Below are 17228 nucleotides of genomic sequence, written 5' to 3'. Positions count from 1 at the left end.
GGATTAAACACCTCCTGCATCGCCGGTTATTTAATATGATTAATTATACTTCTTCACTGGACGAGGCAGTGACTAAATTCAGATGGCACGGTCCTCTGGAGCCGTCCGGACACGTCGTGCCGGAAGTTGTGTTCCCCAGTATAGTAGCCGAATACGACAGCATAACAGGAAGTGGATTGCCGTAATAATCCTTGTACACCTGAGTAAATTCGCCCTGCCCCGCCGATACCTGCGCAGACCGCATATCCAGTCCATCCATATTCGCTCCGGTGCAGTCCGTCCCGCGTATGTCCGCCCCATGGAAGCTGGCATCAGGGTTAGGCGGCTGAGTGGCCGGAATCAGCTGCGCTTGCTTAAAGCTTGCCCCAACCATGCGGGCATCGCTGAAGTCGCAACCTCCTAATTGAGCATTGTCAAAGACAGCTTGGATCAGCACGGCATTATTGAATTTAGCCAAATTCATCGCAGCTCCGTTTGCGCTGGCTTTACCATCCGGATCAAGACCTGCGTAACTCATAAAAAGAGAGCCTGAGAAGTCCACCCCATCACAATATGAACCGGTAAGATTCGTATTGATGAGGAACGCGTCGTCTACAACTGCCGCTTCATGCTTAACCGGATCCCCCGGCGATATGGCATTCTCGGAAATCAGGTAGGCACTGTCCAAATTGGCCATTGACAGGTTCGCGCCTGTCAACTTGGCCCCTTTCAGCCTGGCATGCGTAAGATGGGCTTTCTCCAGGTTTGCGTTCTGGAGCTGTATTTCATACATCCGTGTACCGACAAACGTAGCACTCCGAATATCCTTTTTGCTGAAATCCAAACCATCCGGCAGGAGCGCGTAATTCGCATTCAAGGCGGTAATGGCATCCGGGATATCGGTGATCCTGGATTCGGACAGTTCCAAATAGGACCAGTTGGCGCCAAGAACCTTGAAGGGTACAACAGCCTTAACGAAGGAAGTGCGGCCTTGCTCCGTTCTCGAGAAATCAGGCGGATACGTAAACGATACATCTGTCAGATCGCACTGGTCAAACACGGAATTGTGCATGATCGCGCCGTCAAGTTTAGTGCCTACAAGCGATGCGCCGGTGAAGACCGCCCCCGTCAGGTCCGCCCCGCTAAGATTAGCCCCGTCCAATACCGCCCCGGACAGATTTGCGTAAGTCAGATTGGATTTTGACAGATCGACGCCTTTTAGATTGGCTTTTATGAGTTTGGCATGGGATAGCTGTGATGGAGAAGGCAGAATACGCGTGAGATCCGTTCCGGTGAAATCTGCCTGCGTGAAGTTGGCGCCGTTCAAGCACAGTCCGTCAAAATTGGCTTGCTGCAGATTGGCATTAACGAACTGTGCATTATGGAAGGATTGTACTTTAGTGAAGTTTGCGTTTTTGAAGATGGCGTTCGTAAGATCGGCGTTATCCAAATTCAATCCGGATAAGTCGGAGCCGGACAGGTCGAGATCCCTCGCCGAGTTGGTAATGATTAGAATAGGCAGCAAACTGCCCCCTACCTTGAATAAGGAGCCTTCATCTGACCATTTTAAAGTGCCATCCCCAAATCCGAAGTTAACGGGGTACCAGCCTCCGCTTACGGCCTGCAAATACTTTTCGTTATGCGGCCCCGCTGCCGCTTGTAAAGATATCTGTCCGTGACCGCGGTTAATCAGCCGAAATTTTTGTTCGTCGCCGATATGGTCGGAAACATAATTATGATCGTTATAATTCCAGAGCATCAGGTTGTCGTCGTAACGGCTGCTCCAATACCAATTCGCGTAAGGGTCCTGTATGGCAACCAAGCCGCCGCCCAGATTATATACATTAAAATCAGCCGTTTGGCCGCCTCCGCCAACACAAACGACAGCCAATCCTCCTGCATAGTAATACTCATAATAAAAAGATTCGGCATAACCGAGCGTCTCCGTGTTGAATGACCACTTTGTAATTGGATTCATTGATTCCCATCCTTTCTTGGCGTGCTTGGCGTCCACTCGCTAACTGAAGGCTCTGTACATCCCTCTGGAGAGAGGATTTGCTGGAAATTCAAGGTGTATAGGTTCCTCCAGAGATCGACGGCCATCGAGGCTGCAACCAGTCCTCTCTGCGTAACGAGATGGCTTCCCGCAGGCGTGTAAATATCGAGGAAATATTGATCTGCCTCATAACCGTTGCCATATTGGCTAAGCACGTAAATGTGGCCTTGAATTTCCACGCTCATGGCAAGGTACTTCACGTCTTGAGTGGCATCATGATTGACTAGGTTTATCCAATACGGAGAATCGGGATCGGCAAAAGCTGCTACGGGGTGTCCACCGCGGCTAAATGCCTGGATCCGCTGGTTGCCTTTTTCTAATACGTACACCGTCTGATTAGAAGCGATAGCTACCAGTTCAGGCTGCTGCACCAGACCTTCCCTCGTACCAGGACCAAGCGTGATCAACGCCCAAGGCGCTTGATCATCCGGTTTGCTGCTTGAAGGAATTTGCAGAATCTGCATGACGGGATAAGCAGGATTGACGGCAATCACATACCCGTTGGAATGGTAAGCCATTGAGGCCGGGAGCAGATTGAACCGTCCCCAGCTCTCCCCCGCGGATAGATCGAATTCACGTTCAGGACTGTTCTGCGGAATCGTAGGGTCATTGACAGGTTTGATCCGGCGAAGGTGGAACCCGTTTGTTTGATCCCCGGTTGGATCCAGGTAAAAATAGCCGGCAGCGCCGCTTTCCGCACCAAGCTGCGGATAAGCGAGCAGCGGGGCTTTGTTATAGCCTTTTGGCGTATTCATTACGCCGGCATTTGGATTCGGGCCATAGGAAATATTTTTGAAAGCGTAGAGCTCCAGATTGTCTCCGTTGTCTCCGTCAACCGGCGGAATATTCAAGCCGGATGCCTGCCATGCATATCCTAATAGTCCCATATTCGAATTCAGAGTTATTCCAACCAGACTTTCCAACACATGTCCGCCTCCGCCTGTTCCGAGGTCTTCCGCTGTTTCCGTAGGAGGTTCGGCCGTATGCTGCCACGCGTATTGGCCGCCTTGCTGGATTAGGAGCTGGCTATGCTGGTAGGTCGTCTGTCCATTCAGCGGATACAGCATCTGCGTAACCTTTACGGATGCCACCAAACGGTCTTTGCCCGGCGTGAGCAGATTATCCATCATTTCCGATTTGCCGCCGCCTACAAGCCAGCCTTCCTTCGAGTAAATGGCAGCAAGGAAAGTCACTTTCCCGCCAACAGGCACATCATTTAGCTCAAACGACAGACTGCTTACCTTTGAATCCGGAATGACATCTCTATAAGTACGTGTTGTGTTGTCGCTATATTGCGCCGTAACTATATAGTAGGCCGCTGTAGCCGCAAATTCCGGCTGTTCCCCGCTGTTTGCTTCGGCAAGAAGCGAGATCGAAGCATCCATCGTAACGGTCAACTCAAAATCGACCACCCGCGGAGAAGCAATAACCTCGGCAACCGTTTGAGCCAATTGAACGACAGAGCCTTCCAGCGCTATAGCTTTGAGTCCCCAACCTACAACAGGAATGGCTTCCTCAACCTCTTCGGCTGCCAATATCGCGGCAAGCTCTTCTATAAATTCCGATCCCGTAAGCAGACTGGAGACAATCCGGTCCGCAAGCGATGCGATCATGTTCTTGACGTCGTTGCCTGTATTGCTGGAGTCATTGATGATATCTTTAACGACTGTATAAATGGAGTAGACGGTTGGGGCGATAAATTTCACTTTTTTGAAGAGTGTGTCGAACATCTTGCTGCTCTCGGTACCTACCGTCATGATTAACGCTACAGTCGGAATGACCAAATCCATCAGCGACGTTGAACCAATTCCGATCCATGCCGCATTAGGATCCGCATCGGAATGCGAGTTGCCGTAGCCCAAGCTGCCTATGGATAAACGAAGTTTGCCAATTGGATCATCGGTTGGCAATTGGAATGAGAACAATGATGATGTATCCGTCACGGGAATGCCGAGGAAGGTCCCTTCTGCGCTTACGTTACCGATGAACTTGAGCGATTTAGTGCCTAATAACAGCTGCTCCGACTCTTCCAATGCTTCCATCCATTCCTTCACGTCTAGAAGATTCTCTCCCCGCAGCAAGGAAAGCAAGGCGTCGGCATCCATTTCAATGGGAGTGCTGCCATCGCCTTTATAGAAGGTCGCATAGACGGACATGTGCCGAATGTAGGAATTGGTCACCTTCAAATCAAGCTCGAATGCATTAGTCAGCTTTTCAACCGCTACCGACACCCCATACTGAGGTCCGCCATCCTTCAGATTATAGTGGTATCCGCCTTGGTTAACGGCCGTCAAGGCTGTGTTCCCTTGATTCACTGCTATGTGGCTGATGCCCGGTTGGACATTATAGCGGACGCCGCGCAAGGTCGCGTCGCTGTAAATCTTGCTCTTGATTCCCGCAGCCGCGGAGGCAGCAAGATTAAGCAGGATCGGATGAAGCTCATAAGTGTAGAACGGCTTACCTTCTTTGTCCAGGACGGGCTGTCCTTTCTCGTCCGTGATAATCGTTGGCGTATTCCAACCGTCCTGAAGCTGCTCGATCATATAAACCATTTGGCGGAGCTCATCGGAATCTTCCATGTGATTTAATACGGTATCGGAGTGATCGGGAGTTAAAACGGTGATGCTTGGGTTGAGGAAGAGGATGGATTTGGCCGTATCGGCGGCATTGAATACTTTCCCGTTTGTAGCTGTGGAGATGGCTGCTGCCTTAAGTGTGGGAATACCTTGATGGTCCGGGGGGCCGAAGACTCGGATGAATTGAACCTTGGAGCTGTCTTGGGGAACAGAGGCGCAATAATGTGTGGGGTATGAATCTGTTAAAAAACCGTGGGCGCTTAAAGATTCTGCGGTATGCCTTACAAGCGGATACGATTGGCCTCCTGCTCTTAGAAGAAGAGGCTCGATCTGTTCCTGGTCATCCAGAAACCGTAGATCATAATGGACATTCAAATTTCTGACTGTTGGCTCTCTTAATAACATAAATAACCCCTTTCGAACTTGGATTTGCTGGTAACGTTATCCAGTTGCCCGCAAGCTCATTATAGTCAAACCTTTGAACTTATGAAATGAGTCTCCGGAACTACCAGTTTTTTCTATAAATATCAAAAAAGCGGCTCTCCGCCAATTCACGGAGAGCCGCTCTTGCTTAATTACTGTTCTTATTTCTTGAACGTTGAGGAGTCATACGCTTTTTGCAAAATTTCCAGGTAACGGTCGAGCTTCAGGTCTTTAAGGCCTTTCAAATAGGCGTCCCAATCCTTGTCGAGGCTCTTGTGACCCGTGATGAATTGCAGTTCGTTCTCGTCGATATACGTTTTGATGTTTGTTTGAAGCATGGTTGCTTCATCCACTTCGGATGGATCCAGCCAAATCGCCCACAGCGGGAACAAGTCTTTTGGCTCATGGCCTTGGTAAAGCAGCGTTGCTTGATACAGGCGGCGTTCATAGTTCGCGGAATCGTAGATGTCCGAGCCTTGTACCCAGCTGTCGCGGTATTCTTTCGGCATATAGAAGTGAGCCATGCCGCTCCAGCCGGCGTTGCGCGGCGCTTCGCCTTCTGTTGTCGGGATTGGCGCTACCATTGGCTTGACGTTCTCTCCAAGCGCAAGATCGCCTTCCTTCGGATCTGTCCAGTCAATGCCTTTCATACCGGATGCGCCGTTGGTTTGACCTTCAGGCGTAAACATGTAATCAACCAATTTAATGAGTGCGATTTGCTTTTCTTCGCTTGCTTTGCTTGTGATGGCGAACTTGGCTCCAGGAGATACGCCGCCGCCGTCATGCGTTGCCAGCGATACGCCGCCAGGACCTGTAAGCGGAGGAACCGGGTTGTAGTCCTTCGAGTTTTTGTTGCCATGGTCAATGTTCAGGAAGATTGCCGGGTGCATGCCAGCGCCTGCGCCAAGAATTTGCGCATCGCCGTTTTCGCCGATTTTTTTGAAAGCTTCGGCATTTTGCGTAAACGCACCCGGATCAATCAAACCTTCGTCATACAACGATTTAATATATGCCAAGCCTTGCTTCCATTCGTCCGTTACCGCGGCGGAGCCTACTTTGCCGTCTTGCAGCATCAGGTGGTTGCGGTCGTCGTCATAGACGAAAGCATTCATCAGGTAAGGAACGACATGCACGCCGAACTCTTCGGTCGAACCGCTCAGAGGTACTTCGTCCTTCTTGCCGTTGCCGTTTGGATCCTGGTTTTTAAACGCTTCGAGTACCTTTTTGAAATCTTCGGTTGTTTTTGGCATTTCCAGGTTCAGCTTTTCCAGCCAGCCCGTATTCAGCCACATTTTGTTCGGATACGAACAGTGGAAACATTGCGAGTATGCCGGAAGTCCGTAAATGTTGCCGTCCGGCGCTACGCTGAACGCTTTGAAGTCCGCATTGCTCTCAAGAGCTTGCTTGATGTTCGGCGCGTATTTATCGATCAGGTCGTTCAACGGGATAAGTACGCCTTGCTTGCCGTATTTGATCAGGTCAGCTTGCGAGAATTGATCGATATAGGCTGTCAGCATGTAGGCATCCGGGAAATCGCCGCTCGCCAAGGAAATTTGACGTTTTTCTTTGGCACCGTCCGATGGGATGGCTTCAAAATTGAATTTGATGTTGAATTTATCTTCTACGAACTTCGTAAATTTGTTGGTAGCCAGGTCGATGTTAGGCTCCTGTACCGCGAACAGCTTAATATCCACCGGTGCGGCCGGTTTTTCGGTGTTTGCTGAAGCGCTGTTAGCGGGTTTGTTGCTGGCTGGCGCATTGTTGCCTGCATTGTTCTTCGAGCAAGCCGACATGACTAAGCTGACCATTAAGACTGTCACGAGCAGAATAACCATTCTCTGTTTTAACACGTGCAATCGCTCCCTTTTAATGAATTCCATTAGATATTGCTAGCTGTTATGAAGTCGTGCTTCATGCTGCGCTATGAACGGCATTCCCCCTTTCAATGTCCACGGAATTAGCCCTTGACGGAACCAACAAGCATCCCCTGTACGAAATACCGCTGCACAAACGGATAAATAATGAGAACGGGAAGCGTTGCTACCACAATCAGCGAGTATTTGAGAAGCTCCGCCAGCTGCTGGCGCTCTACCTGCTTCAGAGCGTCCATATTGGCGCTGCCGCTGTTGTTTTGGATAATGATGCTTCGCAAAATGAGCTGCAGCGGGTACTTGGTGTCCGATTTCAAATAAATCAAAGCGTCGAAGTAAGCATTCCACTGCCCTACCGCATACATGATGATAAGTACGGCGATAATCGGTTTGGACAGCGACAATACGACGCTTCGCATGAAGCGCAGATCGCTGCAGCCGTCGATTTCGCTTGCCTCAACAAGCTCGGACGGAATCGATTGCTGGAAGAACGACCTTGCGATAATAACCTGCCAGACCCAGACCGCGTTCGGGATAATAAGCGCCCATCTGGTATCGATAAGGCCCAGGCTCTTCACGACCATGTAGGTTGGAATCAGACCGCCGCTGAACAGCATCGTAAACGTAATGATCATCATGATGACGTTTCGGCCAAAGAAGGTTGACCGGGACAGCGGGTACGCCAGCATAATGGTTAACGTTACGCTGACGAGCGTGCCCGAAACCGTATACAGCAGCGAGTTGCCATAGCCCGTCAACACCTGCGAGTTTTTGAACAACGCTTCGTAACCCTTCAGCGTGACGTCGACCGGCCATAACCAGACCTTGCCTGCCGAAACGGCTGACGGACTGCTGAACGAGCTGCTTAAGATATAGATCAGCGGATAGAGTACCGCGACAAGCACTAGCGCAAGAATGATATAAATGGTGATGAGAAATACTTTATCGCCCGATGATTCTCTGATTTTATTCCTTACTTTCGCCACATTAGCCATGCAAACACCTCTTCGTTACCAGATGCTGGATTTCAAAAACCGACGTGCCAGTGCGTTAACCGTAAATAAGAGAACAAGATTGATAACCGAGTTGAACAAGCCGACAGCCGTTGCGAAGCTGTAGTTAGCGTTCAGCAAGCCGATCTTGTACACGTAAGTTGCGATAATCTCGGAGTTCGCGATATTCAGCTTGTTCTGGAGCAAATATACCTTCTCGAAGCCAATCGCCATGACGTTCCCGACATTCAGAATAAGAATGATGGAGATCGTAGGCAGAATGCCCGGCAGATCCACGTTCCAAATCTTCTGGTAACGCGAAGCGCCATCCACTCTTGCTGCCTCGTACAGGGTTGGATCAATCCCCGACAGTGCGGCCAAATAAATCACGGCTGAATAGCCGGCCGTCTGCCAGATATCGGACCAGACATAAATCGATGAGAACATGCCGGGATTACCGAGAAAATTAACCGATTCCATCCCTAGATGATTCATAAGTACGTTTACGAAACCAAGCCTTGGCGCCAGGAAAAGCATAATGATCGACACCATGACTACCGTAGAGATAAAGTACGGCGCGAAGGTCACGAGTTGGACGAAACGCTTGAATTTCTGCGCCCGTACTTCATTCAGCATTAAAGCAAGCAGAATGGGAATCGGGAATCCTGCAAGCAGCAGATAGAAGCTGAGCATGAGCGTGTTTTTCACAAGCGAGCTGAATATCGGATTCTCGAAAAACAATCTAAAGTTGTGGAATCCGACCCAGGGGCTTCCCCATATGCCTTTCGTGACGTAGTAGTCTTTGAAGGCCAGCACCGCGTTCAGCATCGGATAATATTTAAAGATGATAAAGAACAACAGCGGCGGTGCTACGATAAGATACAATTGCCAGTGTCTAGCGAAGCTCTTTCTTGCGCTGAGACGTTTGCCAGCGGCTTCCAAACGAATCCCCCCTATTTAATTGAGTAAACCGCGTCTTGATGATTGACAGCGCTTTCTACAGGTTTGATCATAGGTGATTTTAAGGGTGCCAGGGTAGGTACAATTGCGTCATTCAGCGTACAAATCTCCCGAAATCATAGGGACAATTCCGCATGGTACGGCCATTTTGGACCTGCGGAACCATGCAACTCCGGCAAAAAGGCCGGCCGCGAATGCCGCGGCCGGCCTAATTCTTTATTTTGTATTTTTCTCCTGAAGCCATCGATCGTATGCTTGCTGCATAATCTCGACATAGCGGTCTGACCCGAGAGATTCCAATCGTGCGACATAAGAGCTCCAATCCTTGTCCAGATCAATTTGGCCGGTGATAAACTCCATCGCGCTCTCATCGATCTCGTTTTTAAGGTTGGACTGCAAGAGACTTGCTTCATCCGCGCTGTCAGGGTCAATCCAGACGGACCACATCGGGAAGTATTCCTTCGGTTCATGGCCTTCGTATAATTTCGTAGCTTGGAACAGCCTTCGTTCATAGCCGTCGGGAGCGTAGATGTCCATGTTCTGCACCCAGCTGTTCCGGTAGGACTTCGGCATATAGAAATGCCCCATTCCACTCCATCTTGTATTATGCGGGGGATCCCCTTCTTTGGGCGCGATACTGGCGAAAGCAGCCGGAATATCCGGATCAAGCGCCTGCTCCCCCTCCACGGGTCTCCGCCAATCGACGCCTTCCTTGCCAATCTCCGCATTTGCTTGACCTTCCGGCGTGAAAAGATAATCGGCAATGCGGATGAGCGCGATGCGCGCTTCCGGGCTTGCTTTGTCCGTAATGACGAATTTGGCGCCAGGCATTATACCGGACGGGTAATAAACGGCATAGGAGGCATGAGGTCCTTCTAAAGGCGGAACCGGCGCGTAATCGCTCCCCCTCTTGTTACCTGGTCCGGTATTTACGAATATCGCCGGATGCATGGCCGTACCCCCGCCTAAAATTTGCGTATCGGCATTCTCCCCAAGCTTGAAGAAGGCGTCGGAATTTTGCGTAAAGGCACCGATATCGATAAGGCCTTGATCATACAAGGACTTCACGTACTTCAGTCCTTCCTGCCATTCCGGCTTTACTGCTGCCAGACTGACTTTGCCGCTTGCCACGTTCAAATAGGTCCGGTCGTCATCGTACACGAACCCGTTCATCAAATACGGCAGCACGCGTACGCCAAACTCCTCGGTTGAACCGCTTAGGGGAATTTCGTCCGGCACGCCGTTTCCATTCGGATCGCCGTCTTTGAAAGCCTGAAGCACCTCGCGTAATTGCTCCGTTGTTGTTGGCATATCAAGTCCAAGCTTCTTAAGCCACTTGTCGTTCAACCATAGCTTGTACGGATATGAACAATGGAAGCAATCGCTATAGGCTCCAAGACCGTATATATTGCCGTCCGGGGCCGTATTAAGCGCGCGCAGCCCCGGTTCCTGTTCAAACGCTGCCTTAATATGAGGGGCATATTGCTCAATAAGATCGTTAAGCGGATAAAAGATCCCCTGCTTGCCGTAGCGGATGACATCCGCTTGCGAGAATTGGTCGATGTAGCTCGTCAGAATATAAGCGTCGGGATAATGTCCGTTCGCCAGCGAGATTTGCCGTTTCTCCTTGGCTCCCTCGTACGGAATCGTCTGCCAGTTAAAACTTACATTAAACTTCTGTTCCAGCAGTCTCGAGAAATCGTTAGTCTTCAGGTTCTGGCCAGCGTCTTGCTGTGCAAAGATGCTGATCCGAAGCGGTTTGTCAGATTCGGCACCGTGTTGCTCCGCCGTATTGCATGAAGATAGCGCCAGAATGACGGAGCAAACGCAGAGAACGATGCAGGCCACACGAATAAGCTTGTTCAACGCATTTCCTCCCTTCACCCTTCCACCGTTTGCCTGTAAGAGCTCGGCGAGACGCCAGTCACGCGTTTGAATGCCCTTCGGAACGAATGGGAGCTGTTGTAGCCGACACGGGACGATATTTCGTCTACCGTATACCGGTTTTCGCGTAGCAGCGCAATAGCGTTCTCCATCCGCACCTGCTCCAGATAATCGGATAAATTTGAGCCCGTCACTTCCTTAAACAACTGGGAAATATATTTTTCGGGTCTCTCCACCGCTTCGGCCACCCGGTACAAGGTCAGATCGGAATCCGAGAAATGACTGGATATATAAGTTTTAATCGCTTCAATAATCCTTGTATGTCCGTCATTTTTGCGACTGACGACGATTGAGCACATCACGCCAGTAATATCTTCGATCTCTGCCTGGAAGGATCGTTTGTCAGTGGCGTGCAGCGCAATGATCCGGTCTTTAAGCTGTTCGAACATACCGGATTCCATAAAGGACTTCTGATCGAGCAGCTTCAGCAAAGTCCCCTTCAACTCGCCAGCCAGCTGCTGCCACATCTCCACGGACAGCTCGCGCTGCTCGGTGTTAAGCGACATTACCGTACGGAGGATTCGTCTTGTTTCCTCCGTCTCTCCTGCCCGGATCGTACCGATCAGACGCAGCTCCATCTCAAGCGGGTAATAATAAGTTGCGCTCTCGAGCCTGGTTTCCTCAAACCAGACGATTCCTTTGCGGTCGGCATGAAGCGCTTGATCCATTGTCTGCTTCGCCTGCTCATAAGAGACGCTGACTTCCGTTTCCGAAGCAAACGCTTCGCCAAGCGCGGCTATAAACGTAATCCGGTATTCGGCGAACGCATGCTTGGACAGCTGATCGAGCAGGCTGGCAATTTCCTCCCTTCCAATCGTATTACCGGTTTCCGCTTCTTTCGACGCAAATACGATAACAATCCGGTCGGAGCCCCAATCGGTAGTCAACGTAAAACCGGCGATGTCGAGGAGCGCTTGCTTCAACAAAAGCCTTGCGGCATGAAGCTCATTCAGCACCTCTACGCTGTCCATGCCCGTATAGCCTTGCACTTGTAGAATACAGACGAATCCGGAATTACCGTAAATACCCGTGTTCGCTTGCGAGGCTGCCGCGGATATTTCTTCCCGCGTCTGCAATTCTCCGGAGAGAAGCCGTTTCAGGAAAGCATCTCGAATAAGCGGGAGCTGTCTCCGCAGTTCGGATTCCAGCTGATTGCTGCTGCGAATCATCTCCGCGATGTTCCCGTGCAGGAAATCGTATTCGTTCCTTTCCGTCGTATCGTCTTTTCCGAACTGTTCCTTAACGACAGACACCAGCTTATGTATTGGCATGCTGTTGCGGTAAGCCAGCATCAAACCAACGAAAAGACCAACGGCGATGGCAATGCCGGTAATCGTCCAGGTGATAAATTTGATCTGATTCGCATACTCAAGCAAAGCATGTCTTGGAATACCAGAACGGTATACCCAGCCGTTCGTAGCGGAATGAATGGTGATGACAAGATCGTCCTTGTAAAACTGGCTTGTTTTATCCGCGTCAAAGCTCGCATCCTTGGCTAATGCCTCCATGTCGGGCACGCCGTTACCCAGCGAAGCAATGGTTCGGCCGCTGGCATCGCTGATTTGCGTCCAGCCGCCGTATTTGTCCGTGATGCCCGTTAATAAATTGGTAATCGTCTTCTCGTCGATTGTAACAACCACGACAGCGGGCGAAGAACCACTGAAGCTGTCCAAGGGAAATGACTGCATATAGGTGACAACCGAAGTAACGGTTCCCCTATTATTGTATTGGCGCAGCGGCATAATTTCGCTCCGGTGCGTCTGGCCGAGAATAGATTGTCTCCATTCTGCCAAAGACTGGTCTTCATAGCGGAAGCTTTCGTAGAAATGCTCGGGTCTTACGTAAGCGGAGCCTGGCGTCAGAATAACGTTGTAATTCCCCAGGTAAATATAAAATTGCTGCAGAAAATCGTTGGTCTGTCCGAATGTCAGTACACTGCGCAAGATCCGCCAGATGCCGTATACATTCGTCTGCTCTCCGGAGCTCTTCTCGTTCATCAGCACATTTAAGTCCGGATTAATCGCAAGCTGTCTCGTAAATCCTTCAACCTCGGCCATCCTGCGCTCGAGCAGCTCTTTACTCTTCTGCAGCTGCATAACGCTGTTCTCGATGGACAGCTTCTCCGTGACCGAAATGGAAGTGTGATAGGATAGGAAGCCGGCGATGCTCGGAATAATCAGAATAACGATGTACGATACGAGGAATCTCCTAAAAACGCTGTTAAATTTCTTCATCCGCCACCCCCTCCCTTATTTTCTGGCAGCGCTTACACGCTCTTTCTCTATTATCCTATAAAAATCGTTTCCCCGCACTTCATTTTGACGGGCAAACGCAGTCCTTTCGTTTATCGTATCATTGAAGAAACTATTCGTATTTGCTATTCCGTCCTTTAAGTTGACGATTAATCCGGTGGAAACGGAAGAACCGCAAGCAGCCTATTGGCTGCTTGCGGTTCACTTTATGATTCCATTATTGAATAGGAGCGTGATTAACCCCACCGATTACCCAGTCATTTAATTCATTAATCAGCCTGGTTTATCATTTTTCCAAAGCTGCTTGAATGTGTTGATTTAGCGTTGTTATATCGATTGACGAAGTTGGTTGATCCGATAATTTAAAGCTTTGCTTGAGCTTGATTATGCGATACACGCTGGCATCCAGAACAGACGGAGAAATTTCACCGCTTTGAGCCGCTGCAGTCAGGGCATCGATAACGGTCTGTTGCTGCACCGGATCATGACCGACAAGAATAATATCCGCGCCGGCTAACACTGATTGTACCGTTGCAGGCCCAATAGCTTTAACCTTTCCTACGGCCCCCATTGTCATGTCATCCGTAATTACAACTCCGCTGAACTTAAGCTCCCCTCTCAAATAATCCTGAATGACTTTCTTGGACATTGAAGCCGGTGTGTCCGGATCAAGCTTGGTCATTAAGATATGAGCGACCATCACCATAGGGGCTCCTTCTTTAATTGCCGAACTGAACGGTACAAACTCAATGGAGCGGAGCCGCTCCAGATCGTGGTCGACCACAGGCAGCCCAAGGTGGGAATCGACGGAGGTGTCGCCATGTCCGGGAAAATGCTTGACCACCGGGATAACGCCTTGCGATTGGATGCCAAGCATCTCCTGCACCCCCATACGGCTGACCAATTCTGCCGTGGTACCAAAAGCGCGGTTGCCGATGACCGGATTTTTGGGGTTTGTATTGATATCAAGAACCGGTGCAAAATCGGTATTCAAGCCAATCGCTTTCACCGCTTCGCCTAAGGCTGTTCCCACCTGATAGGCATATTGGGGATCATTGGTCTTGCCAATAGTTCTGCTTGCCGGGAATGGCTTGATTTGCTTCGGCAACCGGGAAACCCGTCCGCCTTCCTGATCCGTGCTTAAGAGCAGCGGAAGCTTTGCGCCATTATCTTGATTGATTTGCTTGAGATCATTAGCCAGCTTAATTGTCTGCGATGCGGACTCGATATTATTGCTATATAAAATAATCCCTCCAACATGGCTCTCTTTGATCAGCTTGCTTATTTCAGGTTGGATTTCCGTGCCGTCCATTCCCACCAATATCATTTGCCCTATCTTTTCGGATAAGCTCATGGATGCTACAAGGTCGGCTATCGGATCGACAGGTGTTGGAGTCTCGCTGATCACCGGTTGCTGAGGCTCTGCCGTTCCGCATCCGGTTAGAACAAGGAGTGTAAGAATAGTCGCGTAAAACGTAAAGATTCGAAGATATCGCATAAGGATCCTCCTTTTAAGTTTCTATAGCGGACGGCTTGAAGAACTTCATTATGTACACTGTACAGATTAAAAAGAAAGAAAAGCTAAGTTGATACGATACATGCAACTTAGCTTCTCCCGATTATATCACGGCCGTTTGCCGAGCACGAATCTGTTCTCATCATCCGATGCTTTAAGTGAAATATTCAATCTTGGCTTCGGGAAAATGCTCGTTGATCTGTTTATAAATAAAATCCTTGAGTGCGTTAGCTTGTTCATCAGGGTAGACATATTTCCCTTGGCCCCAGCGGCCCCATTTGTATTTCCGCTTCTCTTCGTCCATCTCCAGCTTGGATTTGGGGTAGCGTTGCTGAATGATATTTTTCGCTGTTTTTGTGTAGCGGTGCTGAATTAATTCGAAAGTCAGATCGGTACAAGCTTCAGGCGGAAGCGCTTGTTTTAATTGACTTATAAGTTCGGCATAACCGTCTTCCCATCCTTCATGCCAAATGATTGGAGCGATAATAAATCCAAGCGGATAACCCGCATGAGCCACTTTACCCGCTGCGGTAATCCGCTCGTAAAACTTCGACGTACCCGGTTCAAAGTGCTTGATGACATAATCCGCGTTTACGCTAAAACGAAACCGGGTATGCTTGTTATGCTTTGCATCCAGGAGCGGCTCGACATGGTGATACTTCGTGACAAAGCGAAGCCGTCCAAGAGGCTGCTGCCCCATAAATTCGATGTACTCCTTGAGTGAACCGGAAATGTGCTCAAGGCCAACGGGATCGGAGGTGCAAGCTGCCTCGAAGCGGGTAATCTCCGGAGCGCGTTCCTCGATATATTGTTTAGCCTGGTTAAGAATATCGTCGGTGTTTACGTAGACGCGGATATACGGTTTAGCTCCGAGCGTTGTCTGCAGATAACAATAATGGCAATGCCCCATACAACCCGTAGCAATAGGAATAGCATACTCGGCCGAAGGCTTGGATTGGTCGAATTTTAACGTTTTTCGAATACCCACGACGAGAGTGCGTTTGGCAATCCTGTATTTCTCCAGATCGCTTTCGCCCGGTAAATTAGTTATCCGGTTATGCGAAGTCGTCATATGAATCGGAAGCCCTTGCTCTTTAGCCCATTCATGTATTCTTTGGCCTTTCGGATAGTTCAGCGCATCAGGCTCAAAATAAACAAGCTCCGGAACGAATACCTTCGTATCCCGCGCCGGTGGAGTTAATAATCCGGTTGAATTAGACAAATCAGCTCACCCCACTGTACGATTCATTTCGCAATCAACTTTAGGGTGGACGAAATCATCAATTTCATACGAATAAGCGCTTAACTGTTTACCGGAGTGCATAGATCCCTGGCCATACGTGCAACATACACCATGGAGACTGACTCATTATTTTCGTAGAACCCGGGGATTGCCATGGCGGAAAAAAATATTCTCGCTTTTTTCAAAAGTCCCGAGCAAGCAGAAAAAGCACTCGAGCAAATAAAAACGTTAAAGCTTATAGACAGCTCCGTTAACCGGTTTGACGGTTATCCGGGCGACGGGTCGGATCGGATTCGCAATCCGATAACAGGCGATTTCCCCGGACTTGGCTACTTAACTTTAGGTGGAGATTTCTCGGACGTGGATGCCGGCATCCTTGCGGCAGCAAACGTTAGTGCGAGCGGCATGAGCTCAGGAGAACAAAATTATGACACAGCCGGGCGCGACATTCTTCTGACTGTTGTTATCGATGAAGACGATTATGAACAAGCGGTAGCAATCGTAGAGAAAGCTGGCGCCCTTGTATAAAGAACAAGAAAGGGATGTTCCTGTTTAAGGAATATCCCTTTTTTCTGTTCAAATATGCAATACTTCCTGTTTCAATGGTGACAGCGCATGCGATTCCTCGATGTGAATAAACGCATCGTATCTTTGCGGCAGTACGGATGGAACGTAGTTTCGCCGTGAAAGGCTTTTATTATGTCCAGCGCTTGGGCCATATGCTGATCCCGGACATTCCAGGATTCAGGTCCTCCCTGCACCATCGATTGATAGTAACGCTCGGCGTTTACGGCTACGAGTGCGTTCAGCTCATCGCTGAGGAGCGCTTCATCGCGGCTATCGCTCTGCTGTCTTTTGATTTGAAGGTCTCTCAATAGCTGTACAACCTCTTCTTCACAGCTTTCGGATAAAAATGCGGCGGAAACTCCGTAATTTTGCGGTTCGCGGTTATAAGGATCAAAGCAGGCAAACGCTTTGCGTGCCTTATCCAGCTCAGGCGAATTCGTCTTTTCCAAATGCTTCAAAATCTCATCCATGGATTCCCACAAGCTATATACGTCAATGCCGTAAAAACCAATCTTCGAATTCGAGGGTTGAGAAAGATTGTAATCATGAAGCCATTTCGTAAAATGCAAAATTTCTTCATTAGCCCACATCCAGGTTGGCCAATCCCCTTCAACCGCAATAAAAGAGAAGCCTTTCTCGGCAATCAGCCTCTTCGATAACTCTGCTCTCCAAGTATAAAATTCGGACGTGCCGTGAGAAGCTTCGCCTAACAATACAAAATCCGCATCCCCAATGGCTTCGACTAGCGCGTCAAGATCAGCCGTGCTTTTCAGCGGGATCGATGATTCTTTTATTTTTTTCACTACATTTTCGCTGTTTTTCATGTTTATTCTCCTAACCCTAGATGTC

11 protein-coding genes are annotated in these 17228 nt (G+C 49.4%); 1 reads left to right on the top strand and 10 read right to left on the bottom strand.

Going from position 1 to position 17228, the window contains the following annotated elements:
• Window positions 1–43: 43 nt before the first annotated feature.
• From PJDR2_RS15990 to splB, 9 genes are all read right to left on the bottom strand, one after another.
• Window positions 44–1957 carry a pentapeptide repeat-containing protein gene (locus PJDR2_RS15990; protein WP_015844750.1) on the bottom strand — a complete coding sequence of 638 codons (1914 nt, stop codon included), beginning with the start codon at window positions 1955–1957 and terminating at the stop codon, window positions 44–46.
• On the bottom strand, window positions 1954–4587 hold the full coding sequence (locus PJDR2_RS15985) for a hypothetical protein (RefSeq protein WP_265525052.1): 2634 nt from the start codon (window positions 4585–4587) through the stop codon (window positions 1954–1956). The genes PJDR2_RS15990 and PJDR2_RS15985 overlap by 4 nt, the downstream gene beginning before the upstream one ends.
• A gap of 608 nt (window positions 4588–5195) precedes the next feature.
• Window positions 5196–6914, bottom strand: coding sequence for an extracellular solute-binding protein (locus PJDR2_RS15980; protein ID WP_041613475.1), 1719 nt, complete (start codon window positions 6912–6914; stop codon window positions 5196–5198).
• 77 nt (window positions 6915–6991) lie between these two features.
• Entirely contained in the window at window positions 6992–7900 is a 909-nt protein-coding gene (locus PJDR2_RS15975; protein ID WP_015844747.1) for a carbohydrate ABC transporter permease, read from the bottom strand.
• Window positions 7901–7915: 15 nt separating this feature from the next.
• Complete coding sequence (locus PJDR2_RS15970) at window positions 7916–8839, bottom strand: ABC transporter permease (protein ID WP_015844746.1); 924 nt, start codon at window positions 8837–8839, stop codon at window positions 7916–7918.
• A 234-nt stretch (window positions 8840–9073) separates the two neighbouring features.
• Entirely contained in the window at window positions 9074–10723 is a 1650-nt protein-coding gene (locus tag PJDR2_RS15965; protein WP_015844745.1) for an extracellular solute-binding protein, read from the bottom strand.
• Between the two features lie 14 nt (window positions 10724–10737).
• A complete protein-coding gene (locus tag PJDR2_RS15960) occupies window positions 10738–13035 on the bottom strand; it encodes a helix-turn-helix domain-containing protein (protein WP_015844744.1) in 2298 nt (765 codons plus the stop codon).
• Between the two features lie 304 nt (window positions 13036–13339).
• Complete coding sequence (gene nagZ / locus PJDR2_RS15955; RefSeq protein WP_015844743.1) at window positions 13340–14551, bottom strand: beta-N-acetylhexosaminidase; 1212 nt, start codon at window positions 14549–14551, stop codon at window positions 13340–13342.
• A gap of 172 nt (window positions 14552–14723) precedes the next feature.
• Window positions 14724–15791, bottom strand: a complete 1068-nt coding sequence (splB, locus tag PJDR2_RS15950) for a spore photoproduct lyase (RefSeq protein WP_015844742.1) — start codon at window positions 15789–15791, stop codon at window positions 14724–14726.
• Window positions 15792–15965: 174 nt separating this feature from the next.
• On the opposite strand from splB, the gene PJDR2_RS15945 reads away from it, so the two are divergent.
• Entirely contained in the window at window positions 15966–16340 is a 375-nt protein-coding gene (locus PJDR2_RS15945) for a hypothetical protein (RefSeq protein ID WP_015844741.1), read from the top strand.
• A gap of 71 nt (window positions 16341–16411) precedes the next feature.
• On the opposite strand, the gene PJDR2_RS15940 is transcribed toward PJDR2_RS15945, so the two are convergent.
• The gene (locus PJDR2_RS15940; protein ID WP_015844740.1) at window positions 16412–17203 is read right to left on the bottom strand and encodes an erythromycin esterase family protein; all 792 of its coding nucleotides are present in this window, start codon (window positions 17201–17203) and stop codon (window positions 16412–16414) included.
• Window positions 17204–17228: the final 25 nt, after the last annotated feature.

Source organism: Paenibacillus sp. JDR-2 (assembly GCF_000023585.1).
Classification (GTDB): Bacteria; Bacillota; Bacilli; order Paenibacillales; family Paenibacillaceae; genus Pristimantibacillus.
The sequence above is the reverse complement of the archived record's forward strand: the minus strand, read 5'-3'. Positions and strand labels throughout refer to the sequence as shown.